10 protein-coding genes and 1 pseudogene are annotated in these 23,026 nt (G+C 64.5%); 6 read left to right on the top strand and 5 right to left on the bottom strand.

The features are described 5' to 3' along the window. Positions 1–92: 92 nt before the first annotated feature. Positions 93–13,406: a fibronectin type III domain-containing protein gene (locus ACWCOO_RS07910; protein WP_446830451.1), complete on the top strand. Its 13,314-nt coding sequence runs from the start codon at positions 93–95 to the stop codon at positions 13,404–13,406. A gap of 138 nt (positions 13,407–13,544) precedes the next feature. On the opposite strand, the gene ygfZ is transcribed toward ACWCOO_RS07910, so the two are convergent. After that, positions 13,545–14,396 (bottom strand): CAF17-like 4Fe-4S cluster assembly/insertion protein YgfZ, encoded by an 852-nt coding sequence (gene ygfZ / locus ACWCOO_RS07905; protein WP_446830450.1) that lies wholly within the window; start codon positions 14,394–14,396, stop codon positions 13,545–13,547. A gap of 74 nt (positions 14,397–14,470) precedes the next feature. Here ygfZ and sdhC point away from each other — a divergent pair, with 74 nt between their 5' ends. The 5 genes from sdhC to ACWCOO_RS07880 all read left to right on the top strand — a co-directional run bounded on the left by sdhC (position 14,471) and on the right by ACWCOO_RS07880 (position 19,185). Beyond that, positions 14,471–14,869 carry a succinate dehydrogenase, cytochrome b556 subunit gene (sdhC, locus tag ACWCOO_RS07900; RefSeq protein WP_446830449.1) on the top strand — a complete coding sequence of 133 codons (399 nt, stop codon included), beginning with the start codon at positions 14,471–14,473 and terminating at the stop codon, positions 14,867–14,869. Further along, entirely contained in the window at positions 14,866–15,243 is a 378-nt protein-coding gene (gene sdhD, locus ACWCOO_RS07895; RefSeq protein ID WP_446830448.1) for a succinate dehydrogenase, hydrophobic membrane anchor protein, read from the top strand. The genes sdhC and sdhD overlap by 4 nt, the downstream gene beginning before the upstream one ends. Positions 15,244–15,265: 22 nt before the next feature. Next, a complete protein-coding gene (sdhA, locus tag ACWCOO_RS07890; RefSeq protein WP_446832021.1) occupies positions 15,266–17,041 on the top strand; it encodes a succinate dehydrogenase flavoprotein subunit in 1,776 nt (591 codons plus the stop codon). Between the two features lie 61 nt (positions 17,042–17,102). Then, positions 17,103–18,611 carry an anthranilate synthase component I gene (gene trpE / locus ACWCOO_RS07885; protein ID WP_446830447.1) on the top strand — a complete coding sequence of 503 codons (1,509 nt, stop codon included), beginning with the start codon at positions 17,103–17,105 and terminating at the stop codon, positions 18,609–18,611. A gap of 1 nt (position 18,612) precedes the next feature. Beyond that, the gene (locus ACWCOO_RS07880) at positions 18,613–19,185 is read left to right on the top strand and encodes an anthranilate synthase component II (RefSeq protein WP_446830446.1); all 573 of its coding nucleotides are present in this window, start codon (positions 18,613–18,615) and stop codon (positions 19,183–19,185) included. Positions 19,186–19,209: 24 nt separating this feature from the next. On the opposite strand, the gene ACWCOO_RS07875 is transcribed toward ACWCOO_RS07880, so the two are convergent. The 4 genes and pseudogenes from ACWCOO_RS07875 to ACWCOO_RS07860 form a co-directional block, all read right to left on the bottom strand. Next, positions 19,210–20,793, bottom strand: coding sequence for a thioredoxin family protein (locus ACWCOO_RS07875; protein ID WP_446830445.1), 1,584 nt, complete (start codon positions 20,791–20,793; stop codon positions 19,210–19,212). Positions 20,794–21,010: 217 nt separating this feature from the next. Continuing rightward, on the bottom strand, positions 21,011–21,949 hold the full coding sequence (locus ACWCOO_RS07870) for a Fic family protein (RefSeq protein ID WP_446830444.1): 939 nt from the start codon (positions 21,947–21,949) through the stop codon (positions 21,011–21,013). A 324-nt stretch (positions 21,950–22,273) separates the two neighbouring features. Next, positions 22,274–22,370 (bottom strand): annotated as a pseudogene (locus ACWCOO_RS07865) (cysteine peptidase family C39 domain-containing protein); the annotation flags it as partial. Positions 22,371–22,376: 6 nt separating this feature from the next. Next, positions 22,377–22,901 (bottom strand): hypothetical protein, encoded by a 525-nt coding sequence (locus ACWCOO_RS07860; RefSeq protein WP_446830443.1) that lies wholly within the window; start codon positions 22,899–22,901, stop codon positions 22,377–22,379. Between the last annotated feature and the right edge of the window lie 125 nt (positions 22,902–23,026).

Genomic DNA, 23,026 nt, shown 5'->3' with positions numbered 1-23,026 from the left:
ATGCCTGACATGAGACCAGCTTGAAACAATTCGCGAAATTTGCATTTTCGAAGCATGCTTCGAGAGTCTTGCGGCGCTTGTCCGCTGCCCGCTTGAACACTCTACTGCTGTTTGGCGCGGTGCTGCTGTTCGGCGGATGGCAAACCGCCGCCGCGCAATCGCCGCCGGCCACGCCCGCCAATCTCGCCGCCAGCGCCGGCGACGCGCAAGCCACCCTGAGATGGAACAACCCGAACGACTCCAGCATCACCAGGTACCAGGTCCGCTACGGCGCGGGCTCAACCGTCCCGGCCAGCGCCACCTGGGGCGATATCACCGGCAGCGGCGCCGGCACCACCAGCCACAAGGTCACGGGGCTGACCAACTTCACGGCGCACGCGTTCGAAATTCGCGCGGTGAACGCGCACGGCAACAGCGACGCATCGGCCGTGGTGACGGCCACCCCTCTGCTGGCGGCGCCGGACGCGCCGGGCAACTTCACCGTGACGCCCGGCGACGGCAAGGTCACCCTGAATTGGGAGCTGCCGGACAATACCAGCGAGATTGACAAGGTAGCTGTGCGTTACCACGAGAAGAACTCGTCGAACCAGGCGACAACGGTTGAGCTGGCGACGAACGCAACAACCTATGAGGTTGGGGGGCTGACGAACGGCACCTTGTACACCTTTGTGGTGGAAGTGGAGAACCGGGCAGGCTCTTCCCAGGTGGCGCAGGATGCGAGGCCGGCGCTGGCCGTTCCAGCCGCGCCCACCGGTCTGACAGCGACGGCGGGCAACACCACAGTCACGCTGACCTGGGACGACCCCTCGGACACCAGCATCACCAAGTACCGGCTCCGCTACGGCGCGGGCTCCACCGTGCCGGCCAGCGCCACCTGGGGCGACATCAGCGGCAGTGACGACCAGACCACCACCCACATGGTCACCGGCCTCACCAATGGCACCCAATATGCCTTCGAAATCCGCGCCGTCAACGCCGGCGGCAACAGCGACGCCTCGGCCACGGCGACGGCAACACCGGCCGCGCCGCCCCAGGCGCGCAGCCTGACCTACACCTTCACCGATGACGGCAGCACCATAACCATTACCGCCTCGGGCAGCCTGGATCTCTCGGCATTCACATACGATCCATTCGACAATGTGGCCGGCGCTCAAAGCCTACTGCTGAACGATCGGAACATCTGGTCGGTTGAGCCGCCCGGCTTCAACGCTGCCAGACGCTATAACAACGTGAACTTGGTGACCACCGGCAGCGACTCCTACACGGGCACGTCCAATCTGAGCTTGGCCGGGAGGAACTACAGTACCGATTTGCACGTCCGGCTCAGTGCTGGCAGTACCTATCTGCGGTTGGACGCAGGCCGCTTCAACAGTCAACACGTTTATCAAGTCACGAACGCCACTGCGACGTTCACGGGCACCCTGCTCGACACCTTGGGAGACAACGACTTCCACGTCGAGCATGCGTTTGGCATTCAGAAGATCATCTTCAAGGCAACGCCCCCGAAGCCGGCCGCGCCCACCGGCCTCGCGGCGACGGCGGATAGCGGCAAAGTCACACTGAACTGGACCGACCCCTCGAACAACACCATCAGCAAGTACCAGCTGCGCTACGGCCAAGGCGCCACCGTGCCAGACAGCGCGGCCTGGGGTGACATCGCCGGCAGCGGCGCCGCCACCACCCGCCACGAAGTGACGGGCCTGACCAACGGCACCCAATACGCCTTCGAGATTCGCGCGGTCAATTCCGGCGGTGAAAGCGACGCCTCGGGCACCGTCACCGCGACGCCGGTCAGTGCCGTGCCCAGCTTCGGCACCCAGACCATTGCCGACCAGAGATACGGCCAGGGCACGGCGATAGCCACGCTGACGCTGCCTGAAGCCACCGGCGGCGACGTCCCGCTGACCTACAGCCTGACCCCGAACGCTCCGTCGGGCCTGGCATTTGACGCCACCAACCGCACGCTCACCGGCACGCCCAACACCGTCCAAAGCGCGACGGCCTACACCTACACCGTCACCGACGCCGACGGGGACACGGCCAGCCTTGCGTTCAACATCACCATTGCCCAGGCACGCACGCTGACCTACACCTTCTCCGACGACGGCAGCACCGTGACCATCGCCGCCTCGGGCAGCCTGGATGCCACCAGCTTCAATTTCGTTCAAAACGATGTGCCGTCGGACACCACCAACATTCGGATGGACGATACGGATATCTGGGGAATTCATCCGCACAATTCCATCTCGATCCGGCGCTACAACGCGCTGCCGGACTTCGTGACTACCGGCGAGGGTTCCTACGGTGGCACCAACGAACTGTCCAACATGGTCAACTACAGCTCGAACTACCACGTTCGGTTCTCGACCTTTTACAAGCTGCTGCAGTTGGACAGCGCCAATTTCACCGGCGACATCTACCAGATCACGAACGGCGCGGCGACCTTCGATGGCACCCTGCAATCCTCGCTGGGCGACAACGACTTCGACATCGAATTCGCCATGGGCAACCAGAAGATCGTTTTCCAGACGGCGAACCCGGCCACGGTGCCGGCCGCGCCAACCGGCCTGGCCGTAACCGCGGGCGATGCCCAGGTTGACCTGGCTTGGACCAACCCGAACGACAGCAACATCACTAAGTACCAGGTGCGCCACGGCGCGGGTTCCACCGTGCCCGCCACTGCTACCTGGGCGGACATCGACAGCAGCGGCGCCGGCACCACCAGCCACACCGTCGCCGGCCTGACCAACGCCACAGGGTACGCCTTCGAGATTCGGGCCGTGAACGCCCGCGGCAACAGCAGCGCCTCCGGCACCGTCACCGCAACCCCGGCACTGGCCGTTCCCGCCGCGCCGACGGAATTCAGCGCCACCGCCGGCAATGCCCAGGCCAGCTTGAGCTGGACCCTGCCCACCAACGCCAGCGAGATCGGCGACGTGCAGCTGCGCTGGAAGGCCACCGCCGACCTGCCCTTCAACGACGCCACGGACACCTGGACGGGACTCAGCGACGGCACAGCCACCAGCTACATCGCCACCGGCCTGACCAATGGCACCGGCTACACCTTCGAAGTGCGCGCCACCAACACCGCCGGCAACGGCGCCGCGGCAACCGCCACGGCCACGCCCGCCGTGCCGCCCGCCACGGCCACCGGCCTGGCCGCCACCGCGGGCGACACTACGGTCACGCTAAACTGGACCGACCCCAACGACTCCAGCATCACCACATACCAGCTCCGCTCCGGCGCGGGCGCCACCGTGCCGGCCACCGCAACCTGGGGCGACATCGCCGGCAGCGGCGCCGGCACCACCAGCCACATGGTGACGGGCCTCACCAACGGCACTCAATACGCCTTCGAGATTCGCGCGGTGAATGCCGGTGGGCCGGGCCCGGCTTCAGAGCAGGTGGTGATGCGGCCCGGCCCGCCGCTGCAACCGAGCGGCTTCCGGGTGGTCGGCGGCAACGCCCAGGTTACGCTGAGCTGGGACGATCCTCCTTCCGATACCACCCTCACCAGGTATCAGCTTCGCCACAAGGTGGGAACAAGCTTCTCCGACAGCGACAACTGGAGCGACATCGCCAACAGCGGCCCGACCACCACCACCCATAACGTCACCGGGCTGACCAACGGCGCCACCTGGGCCTTCCAGATCCGGGCGGTGAACGCCGCTGGCGCCGGGCCGGCTTCCGAAACCCTCACGATGTTGCCGCGCGCCAACAACCGGGCACCGGTGCTTCGAGGCACCGTATTCAGAAACTACGGAGAAGTTCTGGGCTCTCGTTACCGTAATGTCAGGTTGACGAAAGGATTTAGCCCAAGATTCTCAGACCCGGACGGCGACGACCTGACCTTCACCTGGACGGCGAACCCGGAGCAAACCAATCTCGACGTGCAGATTGTGACCGGATTCAGTGATGAGTATCCTGACGCGCACTATCTGCGCTTCAGATCGACGGGACCGGTGGAGAGGACGACAATGACCGTGACGGGGACGGATCCCTACGGACTGTCGGTCTCGACATCCGCCGTCGTGACAACGAGCAACACCACCCCGAAGGCGAAGAGTCCACCCTATCCGGATCAAACCCTGGCGGTCGGCAACACATTGACGGTCAACTTGACGGACATGTTCGTCGATGACGAGGGTGACAATCTACACTTGTTCCTGCGCTCCCCGGACGACGGCGATAACATCGACACAAGGGCCATAGATTCAGGCGCAGCAATTAGAGTGATTGCCCACACGCCTGGCGAAGAAGTCTTTAGCGTGACTGTAAGGGACATCTTTGGCGCCGAGGGGTCCGACAGCTTCAAGGTTACCGTCATCGCGGCGGCGGCCGCGCCGGCGGGGCTCACAGCCACCTCAGGCAACGGGCAGGCGGTCCTGACTTGGACCGATCCCGGCGACAGTGGCATCACCAAGTACCAGTTGCGCTACAAGGCGGGCACGAGCTTCTCCGACGGCGACGACAGCCTGTGGGCGGACATTGCCGGCAGCGGCGCTTCCACCACCAGCCACACCGTGACCGGGCTCACCAACGGCACGGAATACGTCTTCCAGGTCCGCGCCGTGAATGCCGGCGGCACAGGCCCGGCTTCAGAGGTGGTGCTGCGGCTGGGCGCGCCGTTGCAACCGGGCGGCTTCCGAGTGGTGGGCGGCAACGGCGAGGTGACGCTGAGCTGGAGCGATCCTTCCGACGCCACCATCACCAGGTATCAGCTTCGCCGCAAGGAGGGGACGAGCTTCTCCCCCAGCGACGACAGCCTGTGGACGGACATCGCCAACAGCGGCGCGGCCACCACCACCCATACCGTCTCCGGGCTGACCAACGGCACCACCTGGGCCTTCCAGATCCGGGCGGTGAACGCCGCTGGCGCCGGGCCGGCCTCCGAGACCCTCACGATGTTGCCGCGCGCCAACAATCGGGCACCGGTGTTTCGAGGCACCGTATTCGGAAGCGACGGAGTAGTTCTGCCCTCTCGTTACCGTAGTACTAGGTTGACGAAAGGATTTAGCCCAAGTTTCTCAGACCCGGACGGCGACGAACTGACCTTCACCTGGACGGCGAACCCGCCGCAAGCCAATCTCGACGTGCGTTTCGAGGAACCCGGATTCAGTGAGGCTAATCCTGACTCGCAATATCTAAGCTACAGGGCGACGGGGCCCGTGGAGCGGACGACACTGACCGTGACGGGGACGGATCCCTACGGACTGTCGGTCTCGACATCCGCCGTCGTGACGACGAGCAACACCGCCCCAAAGGCCAAGAGCCCGCCCTATCCGGACCAGACCCTGGCGGTCGGCAACACATTGACGGTCAACTTGACGGACATGTTCGTCGATGACGAGGGTGACGATATACGCTCGCAACTGCGCTCCCCGAGCAACGGCAATAGCATCAACACATGGAGCATAGATTCAGGCTTTGACGTGATTGCCCACACGCCTGGCGAAGATGTCATTAGAGTGACTGTAGCGGACCTCTTTGGCGCCGAGGGGTCCGACAGCTTCAAGGTTACCGTCATCGCGGCGGCGGCCGCACCGGCGGGGTTCACGGCCACCTCAGGCGACACGCAGGCGGTGCTGGCCTGGACCGATCCGGGCGACAGCGGCATAACCAAGTACCAGTCGCGTCACAAGGCGGGCACGAGCTTCTCCGACGGCGACGACGGCCTGTGGACGGACATCGACGGCAGCGTGGCCTCCACCACCAGCCACACCGTGACCGAACTCACCAACGGCACGGAATACGTCTTCCAGGTCCGCGCCGTGAATGCGGGCGGCCCAGGCACTGCCTCCGACCCGGCGACGGCGACGCCCGTCGCCGACTTGATGCCGGACTTCGGCACGGCCACGGTGGCCGACCAGAGCTACGTCCAGAACACGCAGATCACGACGCTGAACCTGCCCCAGGCCACCGGCGGCGACGGTACGCTGACGTACAGCCTGAGCCCGGATGCCCCGGATGGCTTGGCCTTCGACGCAGCGAACCGAACCCTGTCCGGCACGCCGACCACGGGCCAGGCGACCACGGCGTACACCTACACCGCCACCGACGCGGACGGCGACACGGCCAGCCTGACGTTCGACATCACCGTCTTGGCGCTGCCGGACGCACCCACGGGTCTGACCTCGCTTGGGACCGGCGCCAAAGTGACTCTGTCATGGACGAACCCGGGCGATGCCACCATCACCAAGTACCAGGTGCGTCACGCCGCCGCCGCATTCGTCCCCGAAGAAACGATCTGGACGGACATCACCGGCAGCGGCGCCGGCACCACCCGTCACGACGTCACCGGCCTCACCAACGGCACCCGCTACGCATTCGAGATCCGCGCGGTCAACGCCGCCGGCGCCGGCACCGCCGCCACCATCAGGGGCACGCCGGTCATGGCGCGCACGCTAACCTACACCTTCTCCGACGACGGCGCCACCGTGACCATCGCCGCCTCGGGCAGCGTGGATCTCCGGGGCTTCGATTTCACTGAAACTTCGGGAATTGTGCCGGGCGGCCAACAATCCATCAAAATTGACGCTACGGAATCGGACGCTTCCAACATCTGGGCGATTCACCCGCCCAACGACATAACGGTCAGGACCTACGCATCGCTGCCGAGTTTCGTGACCACCGGCAGAGGTTCCTATGAAGGCTCCAGCAGTCTCAGCCAGTTGATGGGCTACAGTGCCAATTTCCACATCCGTTTCGAGACATCCGACAATTTCCTGCAATTGGACGCTGCCAATCTGAGTGGATACATCTACGAGATTTCGGACGGGGTGGCGACGTTCACGGGCACGCTCGACGGCTTGCTGGACGATGACTTCCGCGTCGAACACACAGTCGGCAATCAGAAGATCGTTTTCACCACCGCGGCGCCGGGCACGCTGCCGAGCGCGCCCACCGGTCTGGCCGCGGCGGCTGGCGACACGCAGGTTGAACTGACCTGGAGCGACCCGGGCGACACCAGCATCACCAAGTACCAGGTGCGCCACGGCGAGGGCCAGACGGTGCCGAGCAGCGCGACCTGGGCGGACATCACTGGCAGCGGCGCCACGACCACCACCCATACGGTGATGGGATTGACCAACGACAAAGCGTACGCCTTCGAGATCCGCGCGGTGAACGCCTCCGGCTACAGCGACGCCTCGAACACCGTCTCCGCAACGCCATTGGCGAAGCCGTCCACACCGGTGGGCCTGGCGGCGGCGGCGGGCAACGCCAAGGCGACGCTGACCTGGACGGACCCGGGCAACGACAGCATCACCAAGTACCAATTGCGCTACGGCGCCGGCTCCAGCGTGCCGACCACCGCCACTTGGGCGGACATTCCTGACAGCGGCGCCACGACCGTGCGGCACGAGGTGACGGGCCTGACCAATGGCACCGAGCACGCGTTCCAGATCCGCGCGGTGAACGCAAGCGGCGAGGGCGCGGCCTCGGCCGAGGTGACGGCGATGCCTTCGAACACCCCGCCGACCGCCGCGGACAACACGATCACCACCGACGAGGACACTGCCTACACCTTTGACGCGGCGGACTTCAACTTCAGCGACGCCGATACCGGCGACACCCTCGCCAGCGTCAAGTTCACCGGCCTGGAAACCGCCGGCGCCCTGCAACTGAGCGGCGCCGACGTGACCTTGGACCAGATGGTCACCGCCGCCGACATCGACGCCGACAATCTGACCTTCACCCCGGCGGCCAACGCCAACGGCGACCCCTACGCGACCTTCCAATTCAGCGTCAACGACGGCACCGACGACAGCACGTCGTCCTACACGATGACGATTGATGTAACGGCGGTGAACGACGCGCCGACCGTGGCCAACGCTATCGGCGCCCGTTCGGTGGCTGCTGGCTCGAACCTGACCGTGGCGCTGGAGACCGACGGCAGCGAAGTGTTCAACGACGTCGACGGCGACACGCTGACCTATTCGGCCACTTCCGCCACCGAGACCGCCGCGACGGTGACCGTGGACAACGACGCCGACACGATCACGCTGAACGGCGTGGCGGTTGGCACCTCGGAGATCACCGTGACCGCGGCCGACGGCAACGGCGGCACGGTGAACGACACCTTCACGCTGACGGTGACGGCCGCGCCGGCGACCAACAAGCCGCCGACCGCCGCGGACAACACCGTCACCACGGATGAAGACACCGCTTACACCTTCGACGCCGCCGACTTCAACTTCAGCGACACCGACACCGGCGCCACGCTCGCCAGCGTCAAGATCACCGGCCTTGAAACCGCCGGCGCCCTGCAACTGAGCGGCGCTGACGTGACCCAGGACCAGGTGGTCACCGCCGCCGACATCGACGCCGACAACCTGACGTTCACGCCAGCGGCCAACGCCAACGGCGACCCCTACGCCAGCTTCCGGTTCAGCGTCAACGACGGCGATTCCGACAGCACGGCGTCCTACACCATGACCATCGACGTCACCGCCGTGAACGACGTGCCGACCGTGGCCAACGCCATTGGCGCGCGTACGGTGGCTGCTGGCTCGAACCTGACCGTGGCGCTGGAGACCGACGGCAGCGAAGTGTTCAACGACGTTGACGGCGACACGCTGACCTATTCGGCCACGTCCGCCACCGAGACCGCCGCGACGGTGACCGTGGACAACGACGCGAACACGATCACGCTCAGCGGCGTTGCGGCGGGCAGTTCGGAGATCACCGTCACCGCGGCCGACGGCAACGGCGGAACGGTGAACGACACGTTTACGCTGACGGTGACGGCCGCGCCGCCGACCAACACCCCGCCGACGGCTTCGGACAACACCGTCACCACGGATGAGGACACCGCCTACACGTTTGACGCCGCCGATTTCAACTTCAGCGACGTGGACAGCGGCGACACGCTTTCCAGCGTCAAGATCACCGGCCTTGAAACCGCCGGCGCCCTGCAACTCAGCGGCGCCGACGTGACCCAGGACCAGGTGATCACCGCCGCCGACATCGACGCCGACAACCTGACCTTCACCCCGGCCGCCAACGCCAACGGCGACCCCTACGCAACGTTCCAGTTCAGCGTCAACGACGGCACCGACGACAGCACGGCGTCCTACACGATGACCATCGACGTCACGCCGGTGAACGACGCGCCCACCGTGGCCAACGCCATCGGCGCGCGTACGGTGGCCGCCGGCTCGAATCTGACCGTAGCGCTCGAGACATCTGGCAGCGAAGTGTTCAACGACGTTGACGGCGACACGCTGACCTACTCGGCCACTTCCGCCACCGAGACCGCGGCGACGGTGACGGTGGACAACGACGCGAACACGATCACGCTGAACGGCGTGGCGGCGGGCACCTCGGTGATCACCGTCACCGCGGCCGACGGCAACGGCGGCAGCGTCAGCGACACCTTCACCTTGACCGTGACTTCGGACCCCGGCCCGACCAACACCCCGCCGACGGCTTCCGACGACACCGTCACCACGGACGAGGACACCGCCTACACCTTCGACGCCGCCGACTTCAACTTCAGCGACGCCGACACCGGCGACACCCTCGCCAGCGTCAAGATCACCGGTCTCGAAACCGCGGGCGCCCTGCAACTGAGCGGCGCCGACGTGACCCAGGGCCAGGTGATCACCGCCGCCGACATCGACGGCGACAACCTGACGTTCACGCCAGCGGCCAACGCCAACGGCGACCCCTACGCGACCTTCCGGTTCTCGGTAAACGACGGCGAAGCCGACAGCACGGCGTCCTACACCATGACCATCGACGTCGCCGCCGTGAACGACGCGCCGACCGTGACAAACGCGATTCCGGACCAGACCGCGATCGTGGCCAGCGCCTTCAGCTACGCCTTCCCGGCGGACACCTTCGCGGACGTGGACAACGACACCTTGACCTACACCGCGCAACAATCCGACGGCGCCGCGCTGCCGACCTGGTTGAGCTTCACCGCCGCCACGCGAACCTTCACCGGTACGCCGCAGACGGCGGATGAAGGAACGCTCTCGGTGCAGGTGACCGCGAACGACGGCAACAACGGCCAAGTCTCGGATACTTTCGATATCACGGTGTTAGGCACGCCGAACGCGCCCACCAACTTGACTGCGGCAGCGGGCGACACACGGGTCACCTTGAGTTGGAACAACCCGAATGATTCCAGCATCACCAGGTACCAACTCCGCTACGGCGCCGGCGCCACCGTGCCCGACAGCGCGACCTGGGCGGACATCGCCGGCAGCGGCGCCACCACCACCACCCACACAGTGACCGGTCTGACCAACGGCACGCAATACGCCTTCGAGATTCGGGCGGTTAACGGCGCCGGCAACAGTGACGCCTCGAGCACCCCAACCGCAACGCCGGCGGCTTCCGGTAGCGGCAGCGGCCCCGTAGATCGGACGCCGACCTTCAATAATCGGGCAATTGCGGATCAGACGCATAAGCAGAATGTATCGATTGATGATCTGACTCTGCCCTCGGCGCGCAGCGGCGACGGCAGCTTGAGCTACACACTCAGCCCGGACCTGCCGGCGGGCCTGAGCTTCGACGCGGCAACCCGGCGGATCAGTGGTACGCCGACCGAGGCATTGGCGCAAACGGAGTACACCTACACCGCGACCGATCGAGACGGCGACACGGCCACGCTTACTTTCAACATCACGGTGGAAGCCGAAGTTGTGGACCTGATGCCGAGCTTTGGCGACGAAACCATCGCCGACCAGGATTTCACGCAGAACACGGCGATTGACACCTTGACGCTGCCGTTGGCAACGGGTGGCGATGGCGCACTCAGCTACAGCATTGAACCCGCACTGCCGGCTGGTCTGATGCTGGATGAGGACACGAGGACCATCAGCGGCACGCCGACAGTAGCCCAGGCCGCGGCGAGCTACACCTGGACGGCAACCGATGTCGATGGCGACACGGCAAGCTTGAGCTTCAATATCAGGGTGGCCGCTGTGCTGACCCTGAGCGGCGTGGCCGATGCCGACACGGCGGAAAACACCGAATACAGCGCTGCGGCGACGCTTGAAGGCACACCGGTCGGCGATGTCAATTGGTCACTCTCGGGTGCGGACGCGGCGTTGTTCAGCCTGTCGAACGAGAGCAACGATGGCGTAACGGTGTCGCTGCCCGCGCAGGATTTTGAGAATGCGGCGGATGCCGATGCCGACAACACCTACGAGTACACGTTGACGGCGACCGATGCCGACGGCAACGGCGTGGGGGTCGAGGTAGCCGTGCGAGTGACCGACGAGGCCGACACGGCGACTGTGCCTTCGGCTCCGGCGGCGCCGACGCTGGAAGCGGGCGACCAGCGCATCGCGGTGACGTGGTCGGCTCCGGCGGATGATGGCGGTAGCGCGATCACCGGTTACACCGTGCAGTGGAAGGCAGGCGATGGCGCGTGGCCGGAGCCTGGCCCCATGGACAGCGTCGAGTTGGGTGCCTCCAGCACCAGTTTCAACATTGACGGACTCTCCAACGGCACCACTTACGAAGTGCGGGTGTTGGCAAGCAACGCGGTTGGCGATGGCGCCTGGTCTGACGCAGCGCGCGCTACGCCGATGGCGGTGACTGACGCTTCACGGCTGTATCGGGATCTGAACGAAGCGATACTTCCGCGTCTTGGTCAGACCATACTGGATGGATCGATCACGGCGGTGCGGAACCGTCTTGACCTGGTTGGTCAGCCGCTGCCAGCGCAACAGAGCAGTTTTGTGGCCAATCTGGGTAGTTACCGCTTCAACAACAGTGCGGAGAGCATTGGCGCCGGTGGCTTGCACGCAGAGGGTCAATACGGTCGGCTGTCGGGTCCGCTGGGTGCTGGTGGGACACTTTCGAACGCCGGTCTGCCGGGTCGTGAATCCATGCAGGCGGGTGGCGTGTCTGAACCGGGCTTTGGCGGACGCGGTGTTGGCGGAGGATTCGCTTCCGTTGGCATGAACGGCACCAACGGAGCAGGTGGAATGGCCTCATCGAGCGGCATGACCGCCATGAGCAGCAGTGGCGGCGGTATGAGCGGCGTCCTTGGCGGCATGGGCATGAGCAGCATGGGCGGCGGCATGGGCGGCATGGACAACATGAACAGCGGCATGAACGGCAGGGGCAGCGCCGGCGGCATGGGCGCTACTGATGTTCTGCGCTCAATGTTGAGCCGCACGCTCGGCAATTCCGCCTTCTCGTTGCAGCAGGGCACTGCTGCCGGCAATACCTGGGGTTTCTGGGGCGCGGGCAGCTACGACAATCTGAGTGGCTCCGGCGCGGGTCTTAGCTGGGACGGAGACCTGTATGGCGCCCGCCTGGGCGCGGACATGCAGATCCAGGACTATCTGCTGCTGGGTCTTGCCTTGCAGTATTCACAGGGCGCTTTCGATTGGAATGGCACGGCGTCCGGAAGTGGCTTGAGCCACGGCGGACAGTACGACATCAAGATGCCGGGCATACATCCCTACATTGGCTGGGTGTCGTCTGACCGCGCCTGGCAGTTGTGGGCAATGGCCGGTTATGACGAGGGGCAGATAGAGATTCACGAGCAGGGAGGTCTTACTGCTAGGCAGGAGAGCGACGTGGACATGCTGTCTCTGGCTGGCGGCATAGGGCGCGAATTGTGGAGCGCTGGCTCGGTGTCCGGTGGTGGCCAGTACTCGCTGCGCGGCCGCGCGGAAGTCGCCGGCCTACAGATGGATCTGGCGGGCAACCAGGCAATCGGTTCTTCCTTTACCGGCGCTATGGAGAGCATGACGCTATCGAGCCATCGTCTGCGGGCCGGTCTGGAGGCGAGCCACGCGCGAGTAGTCGGCAACGGCAATATGCTTGATTTGTCGCTTGAGGCCGGTTTGCGCAGTGATGGGGACGACAGCCAGGACGACACGGCTGTGGAGCTTGGCATCGGAATTGGCTGGCGCGGTACTAACGGATTGACTCTGGACGGCCGGGCACGAGTGTTGACCGCTTCGGACATCGATTCCGAGGAGTGGGGCGTGGATCTGCAACTGCACTTTGATCCCGGTCAGCCGAACGTGGGCATGAATTTGGATGTATCTACTGTCTATGGTGCGGCGGACATGCTCAACATCGGCGCCCCGGCGCAAGGCGGTATGGGCGGTGCTGCAGGCATCTTCGGCGCAGCGGCCAACATGGGTCAGTTGGGTTATTCGCAATGGCATCGTCCGCAACTGCGATTCGAGTCGAACATGGGCTATGGATTCGAGACCCGTTCGGGCTTGTTGACGCCGTATTGGGGCATGGCTGCTTCGGGCGCCGAAGAGCGGCACTATCGCGTCGGCGCGCGCTGGGAGATCAGCTACAGCGCGCGACTGCTGCTGGAAGTGCAGCAAGACGGCAGCGATCGCATTGAATTCTCATCGCCAAACGGCGACAGGACTCCGCGCAGCCGCATAATGCTCGAATTCCACGTGTCGTTCTGACCAGGCCATAGCATCGATCCCTATCGCGGTTGCGCTCCAACTGCTAGCCGGTGTCTCATACAGAGGTTCTTGAAGCCGCCGGATTGAGCGTCGGCGAATGGAAGGAAACCGGTGGCGGGCGCGAGGCCGGCTCGGCCGCTAACGTTCTGAAGCCAGCCGCACTTCGGCCAGCGCCTGCATGGCTTCTCCGTCCTGCGCGGCGCTGATGATCGTGATGGCGCCCAGTTCCGGATGCGCAATTCTGGCGCCCGGTTCCGCCGCTGCATTCTGGGGTAGTCGAACGGGCTGCATGCGGCGTTTGGGCGTACCCCGGTGCTCCATGCGGGCGATGATTTCCTGGCCCACGTAGCAGCCTTTGGCGAAGCTTACGGCGCCGGAGCGATCCAGGTTCAGCGAATGCGCCAGGAACTTGCCGGACGCCGCCTCGCCAATCCAGGGGATTTCGGCCTTGATGTCGGCAAGCCGCCAGCGTTCAGCCGACCAGCCGCTTTTCGCGGCCTCGTCCCAGCTTTGGGGTGGGTCGCCGATCAGCAGCGCCCGCTGTGCCTCGCCAGGGAGCCGCAGGGCGCAGTAGCCAGGCCCGGTGGTGCAGGCCCAGGCTGCGTCGGCAGGTTTTTCGGCGGTTGCAGGAAACGCGGCGCCCGCGTTCACGCAGCCATACACCGGCAAACCTGATGGTTCAATCCGCACCCGGGCGCGCAAAACAAAACGACGCAACCCCTGAGCGCAAGTTTCGGAAATGTCGGCCGGTACAACCAGGTAAATCGCGTCCTGCCACTCGGCCACAGCGGCAAAGCACAGCACCCGGCCTTGCCGATTGCACCAGGCCGCCGGCGCTGCGTGCTGCGCAGTGATCTTGTGCATGTCCTGGCTGAGTTGACCCTGCAGGAATTCGTGCCGGTCTTCGCCGTCCACTTGGATCGCGGCCAAGCTCTCCAGGCGCAGTGCTGCCGGTCCAGAGGCGTTCCCGGACATGGCGCTAGCGTTCATGCTGCGCCGCCCATTCCGCACTCCGCGGGCTACAATTGCACACCTTCAAAATTCTCCCTCAAGCGATTTCGTAGATGCCCACCGCCGCCAACCGGCCTGTTTCGCCGCACCTGTCGGTCTATCGCTGGCAGTACACCATGGCTCTTTCTATTCTGCACCGGTTTACCGGCGTGGTGTTGTCGGTGGGTTCGGTGGCCTTGGTGGGGTGTCTGCTGACGCTGGCCATGGGGCCCGCCGAGTTCTACCGCTGGGAGTCGATTTTTCGTTCGCCGCTGGCGCAGTTGGCGGCTTTGGGCTGGACCTACTGCCTGTTCTACCACTTTGCCAACGGCCTGCGGCACCTGGCATGGGATGCCGGCCGCGGGTTCGGCCTCAAGCAGGCTCGATTGTCCGGCTGGTTCGTGTTTCTGTTTTCGCTGGCCGCCACCGGTGCCTACTGGTGGTGGGGACCGTTCGAGGGCCGCCTTCCGTGAGCCTGCGTAGTCCGTTGGGCCGCGCCGCCGGCCTGGGCTCGGCAGGCCATGGCGTGGCGCATTGGTGGGCGCAGCGGATCAGCGCCGTGGCGCTGGTGCCGCTCGTGCCCTGGTTTATGTGGCGGCTCGCGTCGCTACCCTCGCTGAAATACGAAGACCTGCTGGGCTGCTTTCAGGGTTTGGGTGACGCTACCCTGCTGACCGCGTTCCTGCTGGCTTTGCTCTATCACTCGGAGCTCGGTGTACGAGTGGTGCTGGAGGATTACGTGGGCGGAGGGTTGCGCGTGGCCTGCCTGATCGGGTCGAAGCTCGCGCACCTGGGGCTCGGATTGGCCGCGCTGCTATCGGTGGCGCGTATCGTGACCCAAGCGTAGCGTCGTGGCAGACGCCAACACCATGCCCGGCGGCTACCAGGTCATTGACCACACGTTCGACGTGGTGGTGGTGGGCGCCGGCGGCGCCGGCCTGAGAGCGACCTTCGGGCTGGCGGAAGCCGGGCTCGATACGGCATGCATCAGCAAGGTGTTTCCGACCCGCAGCCACACGGTGTCGGCGCAGGGCGGTATCAGCGCTGCGCTCGGCAACATGGGCGAGGACGATTGGCGCTGGCACATGTACGACACGGTGAAGGGTTCGGACTGGCTCGGCGACCAGGACGCGATCGAATACATGTGCAAGGAAGCGCCGCGGGCGGTAATCGAACTCGAGCACTACGGCATGCCGTTCTCGCGCAGCGAGGACGGGCGCATCTACCAGCGCCCGTTCGGCGGCATGACCACCCACTACGGCGAGGGACAGGCTGTGCGTACCTGCGCTGCCGCCGACCGCACGGGCCACGCGATGCTGCATACGCTCTACCAGCAGTCGCTCCGCCACGAGGCGCAGTTCTTCATCGAACATTTCGCCATCGACCTGATCATGGTGGACGGCGTATGCCGTGGCGTGGTGGCTATCGACTTGGCCACCGGCCACCTGCACCGCTTCAACGCCCACCGCGTGATTCTGGCCACCGGCGGCTACGGGCGCGCCTATTACACCTGCACGTCGGCGCATACTTGCACCGGCGACGGCAACGGCATGGCCTTGCGCGCCGGCTTGCCGCTTATGGACATGGAATTCGTGCAATTCCATCCCACCGGCATACCGGGCGCCGGATGCCTGATCTCCGAGGGCGTACGGGGCGAGGGCGGGTATCTGACCAATTCAGAAGGCGAGCGTTTCATGGAGCGTTATGCGCCGTCGGCCAAGGACCTGGCTTCCCGCGACGTGGTGAGCCGGGCGATTACGCTGGAGCTGCGCAACGGCAGCGGGCTCGGCCCGCACAAGGATTATGTGCATCTCAACATCATGCACCTTGATCCCGAAGTGATCGCCGAACGGCTGCCGGGGATAGCGGAGACCGCCAAGGTTTTCGCCGGTGTGGACGTGAGCCGCGAGCCGATTCCCGTGGTGCCGACAGTCCACTACAACATGGGCGGCATTCCGACCAATTACCACGGTGAGGTGCTTCAGGATCGCGACAGCATCGCGCCGGGCTTGCTGGCCGTGGGCGAGGCCGCCTGTGTGTCGGTGCATGGCGCCAACCGCCTGGGTTCCAACTCGCTGCTGGATTTGGTGGTGTTCGGCCGCGCTGCCGCGCGCCGCTGCGCGGCCACCCTGCGCGGCGAGGGGCATCCGGGGCCGCTGCCGGCAGGCGCCGGCGAGGAAGCCATCGCCCACCTGGACCGGTTGCGCCATGCCGACGGAGCCCGCTCCACCGCCGGCATCCGTGTCGAGATGCAGCGCACTATGCAGAACCACGCCTCGGTGTTCCGCACCGGCGAGGTGCTAGCCGCCGGCGTGAAACAGCTTGAGGAAACGCTGCAGAACTTTGCCGACGTAAGGGTTGCCGATCGTTCGCTGATCTGGAACACCGACCTGATCGAAACACTGGAACTGGAAAACTTGCTGGGTCAGTCCATGGCGACACTGGCCTCGGCTCTGGCCCGCGAAGAAAGCCGGGGAGCGCATGCGCGCGAGGACTATCCCAAGCGCGACGACAGCAACTGGCTCAAGCACAGCATGGTGTGGGTGGACGAATCCGGCGGGGTGCGGCTCGATTACCGCCCGGTGCAACTGGACACGCTCACCAGCGAAGTCGAAACCGTCGCGCTCAAGCAGCGGGTCTATTAACAGGGCCGATTAGCAGATTCGCTTGCCCGGCCCGCGGGGTGCTGCGCCGGGTTTCACTGCCATGAAATTGTTCCCGAACTCCGACGATTTTGCCGCGCGTTACGGAAAGGGCGTTAGCCAGGTGGTCTGGGCCACCCTGGTGGCCGACCTCGAAACGCCGGTTTCGGCGATGCTGAAACTGGCGCAAGGATTGCCCAACAGCTTTCTGCTTGAATCCGTGGAAGGCGGCGAGGTGCGCGGGCGCTACAGCATTATCGGGCTCGATCCGGACCTGATCTGGCGGTGCCGCGGAGATCAGGCGGAGATCAGCCGCGGATCGCAGGCCGGCCGCGCACCCTTTGAACCCTGCTCCGGCTCTCCGCTGGATGAATTACGCCGCTTGATTGCCGATTCGAGGATCGACTTGCCGGACATGCTGCCGCCCATGGCCGCGGGGCTGGTCGGCTACATGGCCTACGACGCGGTTCGGCTGATGGAGCGCTTGTCCGAGCCCGGGCCTGACCCGCTGGGGCTGCCCGACGGCGTGTTTCTTCGCCCGACGGTGATGGCCATTTTCGACTCGGTCAAGGATGTTGTCACCTTCGTTACCCCGGTGCGCCCGACCCCGGGCGTAGACGCCCGGCGGGCCTATCGCAAGGCCGCGGAAGTCCTGGAGGATGCCGTGGGGCGGCTAGCCAAGGGCCGTTTCCACGCGCAGCCACGCGGGGAAAGTGCGCCGGCTGCTCCTGCACCGAAGTCGAATATGAGCCGCGCGGCCTTTTGCGGCATGGTCGAGGACGCCAAGCAGCACATTGCCGCCGGCGACATTTTCCAGGTTGTTCTGTCGCAACGCTTCAGCCTGCCCTTCGGGTTGCCGCCGTTCGCGCTTTACCGCGCGCTGCGACGTACCAATCCTTCGCCGTTCATGTATTTTCTGAACCTTGACGGCTTCGCCATCGTGGGCTCCAGCCCTGAAATACTGGTGCGCCTTCGCGATGGCGCGGTAACGACCCGGCCCCTGGCAGGCACCCGGCGGCGCGGGCGCAACCGCGCCGAAGACGAGGCGTTGGCCCGTGAGCTACTGGCCGACCCCAAGGAACGCGCCGAACACCTGATGCTGCTCGATCTGGGCCGCAACGACGTGGGCAGGGTCGCGAAGATCGGCTCGGTGCAGGTTACGGAGCGCATGGTTATCGAGCACTACTCGCACGTCATGCACATCGTGTCCAATGTCGAGGGGCAGATCGACGAACGCCATGACGCCATGGATGCCTTGTGCGGCGCCTTTCCGGCCGGCACCGTGAGTGGCGCGCCCAAGGTGCGGGCCATGCAGATCATCGACGAACTGGAACCGGAAAAGCGCGGCGTCTATGCGGGCGCCATCGGCTATTTCTCGGCCAACGGCAGCATGGACACCTGCATCGCCTTGCGCACCGCCATCGTCAAGGACGGCACCATGCATGTGCAGGCGGGCGCCGGGATCGTTGCCGACAGCGAACCGGACGCAGAATACGAAGAAAGCCGCAACAAGGCCAACGCCCTGATCCGGGCGGCTGAGGAGGCCGTGCGCTTCGCTGCGCTGGACGCTTGAAATGCTGGTCCTCATCGACAACTACGACAGCTTTACCTACAACCTGGTTCACCTCGTGGGCGAACTCGGGTTCGATTGCCAGGTCTTTCGCAACGACGCGATTGACCCGGAAGGCGTTCTGGCGCTTGAGCCGCAAGCGATCGTGCTGTCGCCGGGGCCGGGCTACCCCGACAGCGCCGGCATCTGCCTGGAACTGGTGACGAAAGCCGCCGCCGGTCCGCCGCTGCTCGGCGTGTGCCTGGGCCACCAAGCCGTCGGCCAGGCATTCGGCGCCCGCATCTTGCGCGCGCCGCGCATCATGCACGGCAAGCTCAGCGCGATCCGCCATTGCGCCGACGGGCTGTTTGCCGGATTACCCCAGGAATTTCAGGCCACGCGGTATCACTCGCTGGCCGTCGAACGTGCATCGCTACCGGATTGCTTCGAGATCACGGCGGAAACCAACGACGGCGTGATCATGGGGCTCGCACACCGCGAATACCCGCTGTTCGGCGTCCAGTTCCACCCCGAGAGCATCGCCTCGGAGCACGGTCACGCGCTTCTCGCGAACTTCCTGCGCGCCTCCCATCGCTGAGAACCGCCGCCGGCACTATCCCTGTTAGATGTCGCGCGGCTCGTTCTCGCCAAGGCGCTGTCGCATACTCATGCAGGCGCCTTCCGAATCTGCACCGGCGTGTTCCTCGCATATTGTGCCGAAGTCGTCGGAGACGGCGGATAGCATCAGGTCGGCGTGGTGTTCATCGCGCCACGCGGTCAGCGCGTCGGTTAGCCAGCCGAGCGACCGCAAGTTGCGGTTGGCCAGAGCGTCCGGCTGGCCGCGCACTTCGGCCAGTACTTCACGCGCGACACCGATGATGGTGTCCGCTTCCTGCGGCTTCCAGAGCATCAGTCTGCGCGCGTAGTTCACGCCGTGCTGCAGGCGCGTGGCCACACCGTAGGCTTCCCGGTAGTAGCGTTCCATCCACCGCGCGGCGCCATCCACATCGCCGGCTTCGTAGCGCAGCGTGGCGAGCGGATACATGAAGTAGTAAGGCTCTTCGGAAATCTCGAGTTCGCGTTCCAGCAGCGCCTGGGCGCGTTCGTTCTCGCCCGCCGTGTGCAGCAGGCTGTAGGCGTAGAAGATCACGCTCTGGCGTTCCTGCTGCGTTTCGGCTGCTGCGTCGGCGCGCTCCGCGGCAGCCACGATACGGTCCTGTAATTCCGGTCCGGGGGCGGCGCCGGGATCGTCCAGGCGTTCCAGTTCCAGCAGCAGTCCCAGCGCGAACAGCGGCGCCACCTTGCTGCCGCCCGGCGCGGTGAGCACTGACTCGACCGCTGCCGTGAAGGCGGCGCTTAGTTCCTCACGCCGCGGCGCTTCGGGCGCTAGCGCCGCAAACGTGGCTGCAAGCTTGCCGGAAAACATCATCAGGTTATCGAGGTCGGGCGCACTGGTGTCCAGAACGTTCAGCAATTCGGCGTAGTCCTCAGGCGCCAAGGCCCCATTGCCGGCAGCGGCTGCTTCGGAGAGCCGCAGGGACTGCACCCTGCGGGTCAGCGCGCGATCCTGGCCGGAGGCCTGCTCCTGCAAGCGGCTGAACAAGGCCAGATACTGATCGGACGCCAGGCTGCGGCGGTCCTGGTACCAGGAGTGGTAGGCCAGCCGGCGCACTTCGGCGTCGCTGAGCGGCCGTTCGTCGCGCAGCGCAACTTGCGCGAGTTCCGCTGCCGGGGCAAGGCCGGCCTGCGCATCATCCAGCGCAGCCATGAACGAAGCGGCTGTTAGCGTGCCTGGAAGCCGTGTAAGCTCACGCCCGGAAGCGTCGAACACGATCACCGACGGGTAGCCCACGGCATCGTGCCTCTCGCCCCACACCTGGGCCCGCTCGGTGTCGCCATCCAGGAAGACGGCCACGAAATTCCGCGTCTTGGCGATGAATTCGGGCTGCTCGAAGAGCGTGCTCTTGAGCGCGTTGCAGGGCGGGCACCAGACCGCACCCCAATACAGAAACAGCGGCTTGGCTGCCTGCTCGGCCTCGGCGAACGCTTCCTCCACGCTACCCGCATACCAGTCGATTGCCTCGTAGCTGTCGGCGTCCGCGGTCGCGGCGGTATTGGGCGCGCAGAGCACCAGCAGGACGCCCGCCGCCAGCCCGAAAAGGCCGGCAGCCCGCGTTCCGCGCGAGTTTGCTGCATATCTGTTCATGGCGTTATTCCCCCAACACTTGTGCCGCGCGCCAAAACCCGGCCGCGACTCTCCCCCGAGTCTAGCACTACGCAGACACTCCCGCGCGCCCTCCGTGGCCCTCCGTCCTTTCTGTACTCAGCGCCTCCACCTGCCAAGCTTGGCCACGTGGTAGTTGAACCCAAGCTCAAGTTCTTCGCTCGGTCTTGGGCGCGGTTCGTCCGCGAGAGGAATTCGTCTAATCGGGAGGAAAGTAGCGGCCGTTGTTGGTGATTCCGCCGTTCGGATGATGTATCCGGTGATCGCCGTGCAGTGCCCGTTCCACGGCTCGGACCGCGCGCCGTAACGTTGGCGTTGCCAAGTCGGCCAACTCCTCGGTCAAGGGACGCAAATTGCCGCTGTCTGCCGCTTCCAGCGCTTCAATGTAGGCATCGCGCTCTCCCGCCCGAACAACCGGAGGTGGCAACCCGCGCCGAACGTAGGCGTAGGCCATCAACTGCCTGGCCACCCGGCCGTTGCCATCACGGAAAGGATGGGTTGCCACGAAACGATGATGCAGCCATGCCGCTTCCACCTCTACGCGATAGCTCTTCTTCCGGATCTCCTCATAAATCAAGAACAGCCGGTCCATCTCTCCGCGGCATTGCTCCGGCGGGCAATACTCGTGAATAATCCCGTCCGGGCGTATCGGGTTGTTAGGCCGGGTCTTGTACATGCCCTTTTCCTCGCCAGGGAAAGCCGCCTCCACCCGTTGCCCCTGCGGCGTGATGCCCATCACGGTTTCCTGGTGCCGCGTGAGTAGCGCATGCCACTCGCAGATCACGGCGTGAGACAGCGGGCGCTCCTGCCGCACACTGGAAAATACCAATTCCAGCGCCGATTCCTGGTCGGCCAGCAGTCCCTTGATCCTGGCATCGTCCACTCCCTCAAGTGTATGGATGCTGCGGACGCCTTCCAGGCCTTCCGTAATCAGTTGTTCGGTGATGCCTCGCTTGAGCGTGTAGAGCCCTTCAATCTGCCCGGTCTCGATGGCGAACTCACGCCGCCGCTCGCGCAGGAAGATATCCAGCGCCAAGCGATCCGTGCCCGGACGGGTAAGCGCCTGCCGCAATTCCTGCCACCGCTGTGCTACCTGAGCATAACCGGGTCTGCCCCACCTCTCGGCCCCGGGCGGCAAGCCGGAGAGCGGTTTCCAGCGACTGTGCTCTGGAGACGGGGACACAAAAAAAGTATAACGGTTGCCGCACACCCGACTCCTGAATTTCCGCCTACTCCAAGCGACAGATTTTCGCTCTTTGCCTCAGTCAATTGGTGATGCCGCCACCCGAATTCCGGCATGATTGCCCGTTTGACCGATGGGAGTTCCGCGCCGGATTTCGTGAAGCGGGGGACAACGGACATTTAGGATGTCGCGGAGCACCCTCCGCGAGCAGCGTCCGCTAGTCCAGGCTGATCCGTCCACAGGCGCACCGCAGGAAAACCAGATCGAAATGTGGTCGACTAATTTTAAGGTCAACTTCGTGCCCATGAAACTGCGCCACCATGGCCATGGAAGCAAGCCCGCATTCCGCCGCTTCCGTTTGCAGTATGGGACGCATGCAACGTCATCTCACCGATAACCGTAACAACAGATAGACCATCGGATAAAAGGCAACGACAGCTATCGCTGAAACAATATGCAGGGTTAACTGCTCGTGTACTGCTGGAAAAACCCAAAGAAACGCCCGTATAAACCCTGGAGAACCGAAGTATTCCGTCAAGTTGTTGACAAAGAACAGAAACCGCATTCCTCCAACCGCACCAATAACGACCAAAGTCCAAACTGATGAAATCACCCTCCTGTTTGCAGCCCACTTATCTTCAAGGTGCGCGCCAAGTGCTCTCTCTCGCAAGTATTTCTTGACCACGTTCCGATTTCTCAGCGGTAGCATGGTTGCCATGGAAAATGCAAGCAGGAATACGCTATTGATCTTCACGAGACTGCTAACCGAAAAGTCCCCGTTGGCATCAATATAGTTCTGATTGATCTCTCTGAATTCGTCTCCAATGACAACTACCATCAGGTAGGTGGATGCCATATCCAGAAGAGTTCCGACCCACAGCAGCAGTAAAGCGATAGCTATCGGCACTCCAGGATCACCTCGGTCTGCAGTCCGGATGCGGACCCATCAATTCGTTCATATGCAAGTCTTAAGCATCATACAGACCAGATAACTTGCCGCGTGTCCAGCTTGCAACGGCAGTGATCGTTCCG

The sequence above is a fragment of the Candidatus Foliamicus sp. genome (assembly GCF_965221325.1).
In the GTDB taxonomy this organism is placed as follows: domain Bacteria; phylum Pseudomonadota; class Gammaproteobacteria; order Steroidobacterales; family Foliamicaceae; genus Foliamicus.
This window is presented reverse-complemented; position numbering and strand designations above follow the sequence as displayed.

Excerpts from the sequence above, each read along its gene's own strand:
- ACWCOO_RS07875 (WP_446830445.1), bottom strand. The coding sequence starts at position 20,793 with ATGAACAGATATGCAGCAAACTCGCGCGGAACGCGGGCTGCCGGCCTT.
- sdhC (WP_446830449.1), top strand. The coding sequence starts at position 14,471 with ATGCCCACCGCCGCCAACCGGCCTGTTTCGCCGCACCTGTCGGTCTAT.
- trpE (WP_446830447.1), top strand. The coding sequence starts at position 17,103 with ATGAAATTGTTCCCGAACTCCGACGATTTTGCCGCGCGTTACGGAAAG.
- sdhA (WP_446832021.1), top strand. The coding sequence starts at position 15,266 with ATGCCCGGCGGCTACCAGGTCATTGACCACACGTTCGACGTGGTGGTG.
- ygfZ (WP_446830450.1), bottom strand. The coding sequence starts at position 14,396 with ATGAACGCTAGCGCCATGTCCGGGAACGCCTCTGGACCGGCAGCACTG.
- ACWCOO_RS07880 (WP_446830446.1), top strand. The coding sequence starts at position 18,613 with ATGCTGGTCCTCATCGACAACTACGACAGCTTTACCTACAACCTGGTT.